At 63.4% G+C, this 12,209-nt stretch carries 14 protein-coding genes, 1 tRNA gene and 1 pseudogene; 7 read left to right on the top strand and 9 right to left on the bottom strand.

Annotated elements, in window-relative coordinates; all coding sequences use genetic code 11:
- Positions 1–21: 21 nt before the first annotated feature.
- Positions 22–1,179, bottom strand: coding sequence for a patatin-like phospholipase family protein (locus NKI22_RS01305; protein ID WP_352814968.1), 1,158 nt, complete (start codon positions 1,177–1,179; stop codon positions 22–24).
- On the bottom strand, positions 1,172–1,957 hold the full coding sequence (locus NKI22_RS01300; protein WP_352958155.1) for an acetoacetate decarboxylase: 786 nt from the start codon (positions 1,955–1,957) through the stop codon (positions 1,172–1,174). Before NKI22_RS01300 ends, NKI22_RS01305 begins: the two co-directional genes overlap by 8 nt.
- Positions 1,958–2,164: 207 nt before the next feature.
- On the opposite strand from NKI22_RS01300, the pseudogene NKI22_RS01295 reads away from it, so the two are divergent.
- The 4 genes and pseudogenes from NKI22_RS01295 to NKI22_RS01280 all read left to right on the top strand — a co-directional run bounded on the left by NKI22_RS01295 (position 2,165) and on the right by NKI22_RS01280 (position 6,320).
- Positions 2,165–2,953, top strand: a pseudogene (locus tag NKI22_RS01295) (3-hydroxybutyrate dehydrogenase).
- Positions 2,954–3,108: 155 nt separating this feature from the next.
- The gene (locus NKI22_RS01290; protein ID WP_023721324.1) at positions 3,109–3,753 is read left to right on the top strand and encodes a carbonic anhydrase; all 645 of its coding nucleotides are present in this window, start codon (positions 3,109–3,111) and stop codon (positions 3,751–3,753) included.
- 11 nt (positions 3,754–3,764) lie between these two features.
- Entirely contained in the window at positions 3,765–4,175 is a 411-nt protein-coding gene (locus tag NKI22_RS01285; protein WP_023721325.1) for a hypothetical protein, read from the top strand.
- A 90-nt stretch (positions 4,176–4,265) separates the two neighbouring features.
- Positions 4,266–6,320 carry a M3 family metallopeptidase gene (locus NKI22_RS01280; RefSeq protein WP_023721326.1) on the top strand — a complete coding sequence of 685 codons (2,055 nt, stop codon included), beginning with the start codon at positions 4,266–4,268 and terminating at the stop codon, positions 6,318–6,320.
- Here the strand turns inward: NKI22_RS01280 and NKI22_RS01275 are convergent.
- From NKI22_RS01275 to NKI22_RS01245, 7 genes are all read right to left on the bottom strand, one after another.
- Positions 6,317–6,538, bottom strand: a complete 222-nt coding sequence (locus NKI22_RS01275; RefSeq protein WP_023721327.1) for a hypothetical protein — start codon at positions 6,536–6,538, stop codon at positions 6,317–6,319. The genes NKI22_RS01280 and NKI22_RS01275 overlap by 4 nt on opposite strands.
- Positions 6,535–7,221: an LOG family protein gene (locus tag NKI22_RS01270; RefSeq protein WP_352850036.1), complete on the bottom strand. Its 687-nt coding sequence runs from the start codon at positions 7,219–7,221 to the stop codon at positions 6,535–6,537. Before NKI22_RS01270 ends, NKI22_RS01275 begins: the two co-directional genes overlap by 4 nt.
- 51 nt (positions 7,222–7,272) lie before the next feature.
- On the bottom strand, positions 7,273–7,770 hold the full coding sequence (locus NKI22_RS01265; RefSeq protein WP_352814965.1) for a hypothetical protein: 498 nt from the start codon (positions 7,768–7,770) through the stop codon (positions 7,273–7,275).
- Positions 7,761–8,111, bottom strand: coding sequence for a hypothetical protein (locus NKI22_RS01260; protein WP_352588136.1), 351 nt, complete (start codon positions 8,109–8,111; stop codon positions 7,761–7,763). Before NKI22_RS01260 ends, NKI22_RS01265 begins: the two co-directional genes overlap by 10 nt.
- A 65-nt stretch (positions 8,112–8,176) precedes the next feature.
- Positions 8,177–8,806, bottom strand: coding sequence for a LysE/ArgO family amino acid transporter (locus NKI22_RS01255; protein ID WP_023721330.1), 630 nt, complete (start codon positions 8,804–8,806; stop codon positions 8,177–8,179).
- Positions 8,803–9,702: a DMT family transporter gene (locus tag NKI22_RS01250; RefSeq protein WP_352494097.1), complete on the bottom strand. Its 900-nt coding sequence runs from the start codon at positions 9,700–9,702 to the stop codon at positions 8,803–8,805. Before NKI22_RS01250 ends, NKI22_RS01255 begins: the two co-directional genes overlap by 4 nt.
- Positions 9,703–10,331: 629 nt before the next feature.
- Positions 10,332–10,407, bottom strand: a tRNA-Ala gene (locus NKI22_RS01245).
- A 164-nt stretch (positions 10,408–10,571) separates the two neighbouring features.
- Between NKI22_RS01245 and NKI22_RS01240 the strand changes: the two genes are divergently transcribed.
- The 3 genes from NKI22_RS01240 to NKI22_RS01230 all read left to right on the top strand — a co-directional run bounded on the left by NKI22_RS01240 (position 10,572) and on the right by NKI22_RS01230 (position 12,207).
- Positions 10,572–10,874 carry a YggT family protein gene (locus NKI22_RS01240; protein ID WP_023721332.1) on the top strand — a complete coding sequence of 101 codons (303 nt, stop codon included), beginning with the start codon at positions 10,572–10,574 and terminating at the stop codon, positions 10,872–10,874.
- The gene (locus tag NKI22_RS01235; RefSeq protein ID WP_023721333.1) at positions 10,871–11,203 is read left to right on the top strand and encodes a DUF167 family protein; all 333 of its coding nucleotides are present in this window, start codon (positions 10,871–10,873) and stop codon (positions 11,201–11,203) included. Before NKI22_RS01240 ends, NKI22_RS01235 begins: the two co-directional genes overlap by 4 nt.
- Positions 11,204–11,493: 290 nt before the next feature.
- Positions 11,494–12,207 (top strand): haloacid dehalogenase type II, encoded by a 714-nt coding sequence (locus tag NKI22_RS01230; protein WP_352480990.1) that lies wholly within the window; start codon positions 11,494–11,496, stop codon positions 12,205–12,207.
- The last annotated feature ends 2 nt before the right edge of the window (positions 12,208–12,209 follow it).

Raw genomic sequence — 12,209 nt, 5'->3', positions numbered from 1 at the left:
CGGTCAAGCGCGCGGCGCGCTTTAAGTCGGATCTTCGCGGTGCAGGTCGTGGATGGCGACGCCCTCGACATTGGTCGGCAGTGTCAGCCATTGGCGATGGCGCAGCGTCCGCTGCGTGTCTTCCAGCCCCATCTCCCAATGCTCGCGCATCGAGGTGCCCGAGAATTCGTAATCCTTGGCGTGCCCCTCATAGCCTTTATGCTGGTAGATCAGGTGGACGATGTTGACCACGCCGGCATCCGAATAGTCCGCGATCAATTCCTGCTCCCCTTCTTTCAGTAACTCGACGGGGACGCGCTTCAGCGCATCGAGCAGCTTCATCTTCAGCGCATGGATGCGCTGGAAGTTGTCGGTATTCTGGCGTGTGCGGCTTGAATACATGATGTCCTTGTGCCGTGACAAAACATCGGCCATGCCGCGCGGCAAGGCGCCGCGGGCGCTGAACAAATCGACCTGAAACACCAGCGAACTGCGGTCCTCTTCCTGGTCGAGTAAATATTGCAGCGGCGTGTTGGAGACGATGCCGCCGTCCCAATAATGCTCACCTTCGATGCGGATCGACGGGAAGGCCGGCGGCAGCGCGCCGCTTGCCATGATGTGCTCCGGCCCGATGCGCACCTTCTCGGTGTCGAAATAGACGAAATTGCCGGTCCTGACATTGACCGCGCCGACGCTGAGCCGCTTCTTGCCGTCATTGAGCACGTCGAAATCGATCAGGCTCTCCAGCGTCTCTTTAAGCTCGGCGGTGTCGTAGAAGCTGGTAGCGCCCTCGGCGCCTAGCTGCTCGAACCACGGATTGGGATGGCGCGGCTTGAAAAAGCCGGGCTGGCCCATCGTCATCGTCATCCACGAGCTGGTGCGGTTGCGGATGTCCCGGTAGACGTCGCCCTCGGGCGTATAGGCCCAGATCTTGCGGCCGGAAATGGTCTGCCAGAACTGCTCGAGCCGCTGCAGCCGGCGGCTCGGCTCGTTGCCGGCTATGATCGCTGCATTGATCGCGCCGATCGAGACGCCGGAGAACCAGGTCGGTTCGCAGCCGGCATCGGCCAACGCCTGGTACACCCCGGCCTGGTAGGCGCCCAGCGCACCGCCGCCCTGGAACACCAGCGCGACGCGGTCGTACTGCGCCGAGATTTCCTCGATGGTGGCGACGGCCCTCTTGGTGTTGCGTTCAAGCACGGCTGAATGCCTCCAGATTTGGACTGACTGACCGCTCGCGTCCGGCGAGATAGTCGTAAACCACCTCGCCAAGGCCGAGCGTCAGGTCGGCGATGAAGTGAACCGCCGAGACGATCTCGAGCACTGGCAACCGCGCCACGTCGGCCATGACATGGGGCCTGAGATCGAGCGCCGCCGGCGCTGTCCAGGCCTCCTTCAACGTCACGTCGGTGAGGTGATAGCGCACCAACTCGCAAATGCGCGGCGTGCCGTCGACATGCGGGATGATCTTGATCAGGAAATTGGGCGCCGCGAGCGAGGCGAGAATCTGGCCGTGATCGGCCGGCCTGTGCTTGTAGCCCATCGTGCCGGTGGCGCACAGAACGCTGCCGTAATGCAAGGTGCCGACAACCACCTCGCCCTCATGCACGATCTTCGGGCTGGCAAGCTTCTTGGGAAAGCCCCAGAGCTCGCGTCCGCCGGCAATCGGTGCATCGTCGTCGAGAAACATCGAGTGGACATAGGTGCCATGCTGGCCCTGGAAGCGGACCGGGATGACCTGCCCGGTCTCGGTATAATCGCCGAAGCCGGTAGAATCCGGCATGCGGATGAACTCGTATTTGACCAGCGGCTCGTCGATTTCCAGCGGCGCCGGCACGACGGCCTCGAGGGCTTCGCGCGTCGTACGATGGTGATGATGACGTATTCGCGGTCGAAGAAACGGTAGGGCCCGGGCGGGAAGGACGGGTTTGGTGAGCGGCATCGCATAGGCGCGCTTCACGACATCGGCGATTTCCAAGCTGCTCCCCCATGTACTGCAGGAATGACCGCGCGAGTGCGCACCGGTTATCTTGCACGGCACCATGACAACGCCGTGTCAGCCGCCAGCAGCTGAAGGCCGTTGGACTGCCACAGCGCTGTAATCGCGCCGACACACGGCGATGGCATGGTCATGCTGCGACGCACACCAGCATCGCCGTTCCCTCCTACCTTTCGCGAGATCATCATGGGTTTCCTGTCTTCCAAGAACGCCCTCGTCACCGGCTCGACCAGCGGCATCGGTCTGGCGATTGCCCGCGCCCTTGCCGCCGAAGGCGCCAACATCACCATCAACGGTCTCGGCGATGCGGCCGCCATCGAACAGGAGCGCGCCGGCATCGAAGCCGATTTCGGCGTCCAGTGCCGCTACTCCAGCGCCAACATGATGGACGGCGCGGCGGTGACTGCCATGGTCCGCGAGGCCGAGGAAGCCTTCGGCAGCCTCGACATCCTGGTCAACAATGCCGGCATCCAGCATGTCGCGCCGATCGAGGAATTTCCCGACGAAAAATGGGAAGCATCATCCGCATCAATTTGCTTGCGGCCTTCTATGCCATCAAGGCGGCGCTGCCCGGCATGAAGGCGCGCAAATGGGGCCGCATCATCAACACCGCGTCGGCACATGCGCTGGTCGCCTCGCCCTTCAAGTCCGCCTATGTGGCGGCCAAGCACGGCATATCTGGCCTGACAAAGACAGTGGCGTTGGAGACAGCGCAAGCCGGCATCACCGTCAATGCGATCGCACCTGGTTATGTCTGGACGCCGCTGGTCGAAAAGCAGATCCCCGACACCATTAAGGCACGCGGCATGACCGAGGAACAGGTCAAGCACGACGTGCTGCTCGCGGCCCAGCCGACCAAAGAATTTCGTCACCGTCGAGGAGCTTGCGGCACTGGCGCTGTTCCTGTGCTCGGATGCGGCCAAGCAGATCACCGGCACGACCTTGCCGATGGATGGCGGGTGGACGGCGCAATAGGCACTCTGGAGAGAGCCTGCCTACAAAGTACGCTGCAATGCTTTGAACCTGCGTCTCCGCGCCTCCGAAAATCGGTTCCGATTTTCGGGCCGATGCGCTAGAGCCTTTCGGGATTGAACCGTGCCTTTAACCCGGAAAGGCTCCCGCCGCTGCCCATGCCCCATCTTCCCGAGCATCTTCTCACCGGCTACCGCAATTTCATGAGTGGCCGCTATCTCACCGAAAGCGGGCGTTATCGCGCACTGGCCCGGGAAGGCCAGGCACCGGAAACTATGATCGTCGCGTGCTGCGATTCCCGCGCCGCGCCCGAAGCGATCTTCGATGCTGGGCCGGGCGAACTGTTCGTGCTGCGCAATGTCGGCAATCTGGTGCCGCCCTATGCGCCCGACGATCAGTTCCACTCGACATCGGCAGCGCTCGAATTTGCCGTGCAGAGCCTCAAGGTCAAGAACATCGTGGTGATGGGCCACGGCCGCTGCGGCGGCATCCGCGCGGCACTCGACACCACGGCCGCGCCGTTGTCGCCGGGTGATTTCATCGGCAAATGGATGAGCCTGATCGCGCCGGCGGCCGAGACCGTATCGTCCAGCACCTTCATGACCGCGACCGAGCGCCAGACCGCGCTGGAGCGCATATCGATCCGATATTCCATCGCCAATCTGCGTACCTTCCCTTGCGTCTCGATCCTCGAAGGCAAGGGGCGGCTATCGCTGCACGGCGCCTGGTTCGATATTTCGACCGGTGAGCTTTGGGTGATGAACAAGGAGACCGGCGATTTCGAGCGGCCGGAGACGGAGTAGGAGACAAGGGCATGGTGCGAATTCCGGTCGCGTTCGCGGCGGCAGCACTGCTGTGCTCGGCAGATTTCGCCCGCGCCGACGACAGCGCGATCATCGACCGCTGGTATTCGGCACTGCTCGTCGCCGACCGCACCGAATTGTCGGACCTGCTCGCCGACGACGTCCGCATCAAGCTCGACGACCTCGGCGTCGTGCAAAGCAAGCAGGAATTCATCGCTTCGATCGCCGAGTGGCAAGGCGCCGTCGCCGGCGCCGAAATCCGCCACCGGATCGAGAAGACCGAGGGCGGCGTCACCACTGTGATCGCCTGCTATGATTTTCCCAGCAACGACATGCTGATGCAGGAGACCTTTGCGGTCGCCAACGACCAGATCACCGCCAGTTCGCAAGCCGCGATCGCGGAAAACTGCGACGGCTACTGAGGAAATCATGAACGGGGCGTGCTGTTGCGTGGAGCCGGCCGGCGTCCTACATCGGTGACGATCCGCCTCCTCCCGCCATCCAGCGAAAGTTTGCCCATGCCGTCCGCCGTCGACCTCGCCGCCCATCCGCTGACTGAATGGCAAGGGCCGCTCGGCCTGCCCGATTTCACGCGCATTGGCGACGGTGATTTTTCTCCGGTGTTCGACGCCGCCCTGAAGACGCATGAGGCCGAGATCGAGGCGATTGCCGGCAACACCGGGACGCCGACCATCGACAATACACTTGCCGCGCTCGAACTCGCCGGCGAGGCTCTCGACCATGTCTCGTCGATCTTCTGGTGCCGCGCTGGCGCCCACACCAACGAGGCAATCCAGGCGCTGGAGCGCGACATTTCGCCGAAGATGTCGCGGCATTTCTCGGCGATCTCGATGAACGAGCGCCTCTTTGCCCGCATCGACGATCTCTATCAACGCCGCGAGACTCTGAAGCTCGATGCCGAAACGCTGCGCGTACTGGAAAAGACCTGGAAAAACTTCGTCCGCTCCGGTGCCAAGCTCGACGCCGAAGGCAAGAAGCGGCTGGCGTCGATCAACGAGGAATTGTCGTCGCTCGGCACCAATTTCGGCCAGAACCTGCTTGCCGACGAGCGCGACTGGGCGCTGTTCCTCGACGAGGCTGACCTTGCCGGCCTGCCGGAATTCCTGAAAAGCTCGATGGCGGAAGCCGCCGAGATGCGCGGCCAGAAGGGCCGCTACGCCGTCACCTTGTCGCGTTCGATCTACGAGCCGTTCTCGACCTTCTCAGAACGCCGAGACCTGCGCGAGACGGCGTTCCGCGCCTTCATCATGCGTGGCCAGAATGGCGGCGCCACCGACAACACGGACGTAGTGCGCGACATGCTGCGCCTGCGCGCCGAAAAGGCGAAGCTGCTCGGCTACGAATCATATGCCGCGTTGAAGCTCGACGACACAATGGCCAAGACGCCGGAGGCGGTGCATACGCTGCTCGACCCGGTTTGGAAAAAGGCATTGGAGAAGGCCGCCGCCGACCAGGCCGAATTGCAGCGGCTGGCGGCCGAGGCCGGCAGCAATGAAAAATTCGCCGCCTGGGACTGGCGCTTCTATCAGGAGAAGCTGCGCGCCGAGAAATTCGCTTTCGACGAGGCCGAACTGAAGCCGTATCTGCAGCTCGACCGCATCATCGACGCCTGTTTCGACGTGGCGACACGATTGTTCGGCATTTCTTTCGAGGAAAAGAAGGGCATTGCCACCTGGCATCCGGACGCACGTGTTTTCGTCGTGAAGAATGCCGACGGCAGCGAGCGCGGCCTTTTCCTCGCCGATTATTTCGCGCGACCCTCGAAACGCTCCGGCGCTTGGATGAGTGCACTCAAATCCGGCTATAAGCTTGGTCCTGGCTCGAAGCCGGTCATCTACAATATCATGAATTTCGCCAAGCCGCCGGCCGGCGAGGCCGCCTTGCTGTCGGTCGATGAAGCCAAGACGCTGTTCCACGAATTCGGTCATGCCCTGCACGGTATGCTGACCGACGTCACCTGGCCATCGGTCGCTGGCACCTCGGTCAGCCGCGATTTCGTCGAGCTGCCCTCGCAGCTCTACGAACACTGGCTGACGGTACCGGCGGTGCTGGAAAAACATGCGCTGCATGTCAAGACCGGCAAGCCGATGCCAAAGGCGCTGGTCGACAAGATGCTGGCGGCGCGCACCTTCGGCGCCGGCTTCGCCACGGTCGAGTTCACCGCCTCGGCCTTGGTCGACATGGCCTACCATGCGCGCCCGGAGGCGCCGCAAGAGCCGCTTCGTTTCGAAGCCGAAACGCTCGAAAGGCTCAATATGCCGGACACCATCGCGATGCGTCACCGCACTCCGCATTTCGGCCATATCTTTGCCGGCGATGGCTATTCGGCCGGCTATTATTCCTACATGTGGTCGGAAGTGCTCGACGCCGACGCCTTCGCCGCCTTCGAGGAAGCAGGCGATCCGTTCAACCCGGCGCTGGCCGAGCGGCTGCGCAAGAACATCTACGCCGCCGGCGGCTCGAAGGACCCCGAAGAACTCTACACCGCCTTCCGCGGCAAGATGCCTTCACCGGAAGCAATGATGGCCAAGCGCGGACTGGTCTAAGCCTTGCCCGGCCCTTCTCGGGCCGGCTCGGCCTCACCGGCCGCGGCTGTCTCGTTGAGGAAGCCGGCGATCCGCTCCGCCGTCTTGGTCGTGGCAAAGGAGAGCAATCGGCCGCGATGGACCACGGGCTCGCCGCTCTCATTGTCCCAGATATCGAACCGGCAGCTTGGGTTCGCTATGGCTTCGAAGCGGTCCTTCATATCGACAGCTCCGGTCATGGTGTCGCCACGGGTGCCAGAGATTGAGCGGTGCGCCCGACGGTACTCGCGCCTTGCTGCGTTTGCGTGAAGCAGACGCCGCGCTGCAGCATCGGCAGGATTGCCGCCGGCACGTCGGCAACAAGACATGCCGTCGACACGTGGCCGCTGAGAAACCCCGGCTCCTCGAGATGATCGAGCAGGTCGAGCCAGGGCGACCAGAAACCGAAGAAGTCGGCGACCCGGATCGGCTTGTCGTGCCGGTCGAGCTTGCGCCAGGTCATCACTTCGGCCAGTTCCTCGATGGTGCCGATTCCGCCCGGCAGCGCTACAAATGCATCCGCATAGTCGAACATCAGCCGCTTGCGCATGTGCATGTCCGGAACCGCTATGATTTGGGCGACGCCGCGCGGCATCCGCATCCGCTCCAGAAGGAAGTGCGGCGCAATCGCGATCACCTCGCCGCCGGCGTCTGCCGCCGCGGAAGCCACGGCGCCCATCAACCCTTCACCGCCGCCGCCATAGACGAGGCGGATGCCGGCACTGCCGATTTCGCGGCCCAGCGCCGCGGCCGCTTGCGCGAGGCGCCGGTCGTTGCCGGCGCGGGCGCCGCCGAACACGCAGACGGTGCCGATACGGGTCTGCGTCGGATAGAACAGCCCCTCCAGGGAAGGCGCATCGTCGTCATTGAAAATTCCGAACATGGCTCTGTCTCCATTTGGCTTCAGTTGAACGATGGTCCTGCGGGCGCGGCTCTAGTCGCCCTGCCCCGCCGCGGCGGAACGGGTTGGTGGGCTTTCGCCGGCGTCGGCAAACAGCAGAAGGTCGGCCCTCGCCCACAGCGCGTAGCAGGCGAGCAATGTCAGCGGCGCGGTGACAAGGGCGGGTGAGGCCCCCGACCACACTTCAGGCACGGCGGAGCCGGCCGAAAGGGCTGCCGCCAATGCCGCAGGCAGGCGGCTGGCCAACACTGCACTGCGGAACGGATCGGGCCACCTGGCCGGCCAGCCGGGCACAATCATGCCGGGCACGGCGCTGCCGAATTTTCCCAACGCATGCAGCAGTCCGGCAGTCGCAGCCAGCACCGGTTGGCCGAGCAGGAACAGCGCTACGCCGAGCCCGATCGCGCCGAGCCCCGACAGGAGATCGGCGCGCCGGTTAAGCGCCGGATCGGGGACATCGCGGCCAGCCCAGGCGCGGTGATAGACTTCGCCGCTGCAGAAGAAGATCGACGTCGCCAGCGTCAACGCCACGGCGCTGCCGCTGCCGGCAAAATAGTCGAACAGGGTGCCGGCACCCCATTCAGGGCCGGTGGTGAGTGCATCGCCACGCCCATTGCCAGCCCCAGCGCGTTGCCAAGATTGTAGTAGCCGCCCGGACCGGAAATGCGCGCCCGGATGGCAGCCGCAAATCGCGACACCGCCCGGGCGGTCCGACTGGGGCCGGCAGATTTCGGTTTTAAGTCGATAATCGACGGCTCGAAGGAGAGGCGATCGACCAGCCCGGAGGCATCACGCCAGCTGGCCGGCGCGTCGTTCCAGATTGAAAGCGCGAAATGCCGGCCGAACGGCGCACGGTCGTTGTCGAATTGCATTGGATCCTCCTTTTCAGCTGCGGTGGCATTTGACGGCACGATGAGCGGGCGTTTGCTACGGGCGGTCATGGCGAGACGAGCCCCACGGCCATGACCAATGCGACGGTGGACAGGATGAGCCCGGAGATGAGATCGAAGATGCGCAGGCTGGCACGGCTGCGCAGCAGCGGCGCCACGAGGCCGCCGCCGAGCGCATAGCCGTAACAGCCGAGCGCCGACATCAGGATCAGCGTCACCATGAATTCGAGCTGCGTACCACTCGCAGCGAAAGACTGGCCGAACGCCGCCGGCACGAACAGCCGCTCGACGTAGGTCAGCGGGTTCATCCCGACCACGCCCATGACGCGGGCTACGCAGGAGCGGCTGGTCTCGGCCTTGCCGGAGCGGTCCTCGGCCTCGCCGACGGCCAATGCTGCACGAAAGGATTTCACCGCAAACCAGGAGACCGCCGCCAGGCCAAGCCAGGAGAGCGCCGTTCCGAGTGAGGGATCGAGGCCGGCGATCGAGCTGCCGAGCATATAGGAGATGGCGATCAGGGCGACATAGGTCGCCCACACCAGGCTCGCCACGAACATCACCCGCCCGCGCAGCAAGCCTTCCCTGATCATCATCAGGTTGTTCGGCCCTATCGAGGCCATCGAGGCCATGCCGAGCGCAAGCCCAGCCTGGAATCCGCTCGCGTCGGCAAAGCTCATGGAGCTCCCTCCAGCGATGATATGACGGGATCGGCCGGATTCGCCGGCCCGGGCGAGGTGACGAGATAGAGGATGGTGCCGAGCATCATCATCGCGCCGAGAGCCCCCATGGGCGAGATCCGCTCACCGAGAAAAAGGGCGGCGCCAGTCGCGCCGAACAGGCTTTCGGCGCTGACGATCACCGCTGCGTGGCTGGCAGAGGTAAAGCGCTGGGCAACGGTCTGGATGCCGAAGCCGGCGGCAGTCGAGAACACGCCGAGCACAAGCAGTTGCGGCCAGGCGTCGAGTGCCGTCGCGACCGACAAATTGCCATGCGAGAGGGCTAGCGGCAGGGTGACCGCCGCAGTGCCGAGGAACTGCGCCGCCATGGTGGCAAACGGGCGCCCATGGGTTTGCATGTGGCGGCCGAGCTCGACCGTCCACAATGCATAGCATGCGGCCGACAGCACCACCGTCGTGTCGTTGCCATTGAAGCCGGCGATGCCGCCAGACAATAGCAGCGCGCCGATCAGGGTCATGCCGGCGGCAAACCCGACCGTCGCGGTCAGCCGCTCCCCGACCAGAACCCACGCTGCAACCGGCGTCATCACGGTCGCGGTGCTGATCAGGAAGCTGGCATTGGTGACCGAGGTGCCGAGATAGGCAATCTGCTGCAGAACGATCGAAATGGCGAATAGCGCGCCGACCCTTGCCAAGCTGGCGCGAAAACCTTTGGTCTTCGCTACCCGGCTTTCTCCAATCATCAGCGGCAGCACCAGAAGTCCGGCGATCAGGCAGCGCATGCCGGCCGCGCTCAGCGGGTCGAGATATCCGAGCACAGTCTTCTGCGAGACATTGCCGAAACCCCACAAAGCGGCGGCAAGCAGGAGAAGCAGGTTGGCGTGAAGCTTCGACATCGGCTCTTCCCCCTAGAGCCGATTGCAGGCATGTGCCGATTCAAGCTGTTTGCGAGAGCCTGGCGGGCTTCGGCCGGCACGCCCTGAAGACGCGCTGGAACTGCGCTTGCAGGCTGCCGGTGGTGCTGTGTGCCGGCCGCGCTGAGAACCTTTGGAACCGCTCTGCGCGCTCGGTCCGGCGTCGCGGATTTTGTCTCGAAGTGCTGAAGTAGCCGCCATTTCAAACCCCCGCCGCCTGATCGATGGACACAGGCGAAGGGCCTGCGGCAATCGACTTTTATCGACGGGGTGAGGTTCCGATAACGTGGCTTACGGATGGCTTACGGGGCGTTTTTCGAGGTGGTCATGGTGCCGAAGCGACGCTCAGCGCAGCAAGGTTAGGGGGTCGTTCGGAAGGTTGGAGAAGGAGGCAACGCCCTCTGGCCTGCCGGACGAGCGACCTGAGAGGCTGATCTTTGCCGCCCGATGCCTAACGCGTTCGTAAACGCCGGTCGATGGCCGCAAGTCGCGAGCGGCCTTCTCTCGGCGTCGCGAAATCGCCCCTGCCCGAGTAAGCTTGCGCAAGCGGAACAACGCCCAAGGCCGCTGTCTTCGGCATGCAACCAGGCAAGGGGATTCGAAAAATCCGCTGGTGGAGCTGAGGAGGATCGAACTCCTGACCTCGTCATTGCGAACGACGCGCTCTCCCAGCTGAGCTACAGCCCCGTCCAGCGGATGGGGCTTTTATCGGCCGCTGAGGTTTCCTGTCAAGGCTGTGCGTGTCGCCGAATTCTCGTCTGCCGCTGGTCCGGCTTCGCCATGCGGCAGAGGCGGCTCTTGCCGCTTTCCCCTGCAGTGGCTACATGTCGGGCGTTCGCAAGGAGCAACCGATGATCGCAGTCTTTTACACGCTGCATGCCGCGATTAATATCTATTGGTATATTGTGATTGGCGCGGCTATCTTCTCTTGGCTTTACGCCTTTAACGTCGTCAATTCGCGTAACCAGCTTGTCGACTCGATCGGCAACATGCTCTATCGACTGACCGAGCCGGCATTGCGGCCGATCCGCCGCATTCTCCCGGACCTTGGCGGCATCGATATCTCGCCGATCATCCTGTTGCTGGCGCTGACATTTATCAGCGTCTTCCTAGACACGACGGTTCAGCCGATGTTCGGTATCGGATCGATGTGAGTCACGGGACGAACCGTTTCTTTCGACTTCGCGCCGACGGCATCGACCTGTTCGTCCGGCTGACGCCGAAATCAGCGATGGACAGGCTGGAAGGCATCGAGACATCGGCGGATGGGCGAAGCTATTTAAAAGCCCGTGTCCGCGCCGTGCCGGAAAACGGGGCCGCCAATCGAGCGCTGGAAAGGCTGGTCGCCAAGGCGCTTGACGTACCCGCATCAGCCGTCTCGGTCGTCGCCGGCGGCACCGCGCGACTGAAGACGCTGCGCGTGCTTGGCGATCCCGCGGCGCTGACCAAACGCATCGATACGCCCGGCACGCCTGCGCCATGATCTCGGCTCGCTCACCGAGCCCGGCAGAAAAAAGGCCGGGCTGCAAGCCCGGCCAGATGTGAAGGTCGAAAACCTTCAGAGGGGAACGCGCCGGACGAATGGGAGGAAACATCCGACGCCGATTGCATATGGGTTGGCGTCGATGACGTTTCAATGAGGTTGGGGGAACCACCTTCGCGATCAGGCTTTTAAACATTTCGACTATCTGATCAGCAGCTCGACGAGGTCGATCCGTCCTATCGCGACCGATGCGGCAGGACACGCACCGCAACCCCGACCGGAAGCTCAATATGACCACTATTCGAGTCCTATTCTTCGATGTTCTGGGAACCGTCGTTGACTGGCGCAGCGGTATCGCAAGGGAGGCCGGCGCCTTCCTCGCGCGAAATGGTGCACAGCAGGTCGATCCCGGTGAATTCGCCGATGCATGGGCGTTGCGTTATGACGCCTCGACCGAAGCGGTGCGGACAGGGCACCGGCCTTTCGTTTCACTCGACGGGATAAACCGGGAGAATCTGGACGCCGCTCTCGTCCAGTTCGGGCTGACCCCATCCGAGCTGCCGGCCGCCGAAGTTGAGGAACTCAATCTCGCCTGGCATCGGCTGGAGCCGTGGCCCGATTCGCTGAAAGGCCTTGCGAGGCTGAGGGAACGCTTCATCATCGCGCCGTTGTCCGGGGGCAATACCCGGCTGTTACTGGATATTGCCAAGCGCGCCGGCCTGCCTTGGGACACCGTCCTTGGCTCGGATGTGTTCGGCACCTACAAGCCTGCGCCACAGGCTTATCTCCGCGCAGTGGAGATCCTGGGGGTGCGACCTTCGGAGGCCGTGTTAGTCGCCGGGCATAACGACGACCTGGCTGCGGCACGAAGGTGCGGTATCGGAACCGCTTTTGTTGCTCGGCCGAAAGAGCATGGTCCGGCGCAGACGACCGATCTCTCGCCTCTTGAGAGCTGGGACTTTGTGGCCGACGACCTTGTCCATCTCGCCCAAGTTCTCGCGTAGGC

This window comes from Mesorhizobium sp. M0778 (assembly GCF_040320105.1).
GTDB lineage: Bacteria > Pseudomonadota > Alphaproteobacteria > Rhizobiales > Rhizobiaceae > Mesorhizobium.
This window is presented reverse-complemented; position numbering and strand designations above follow the sequence as displayed.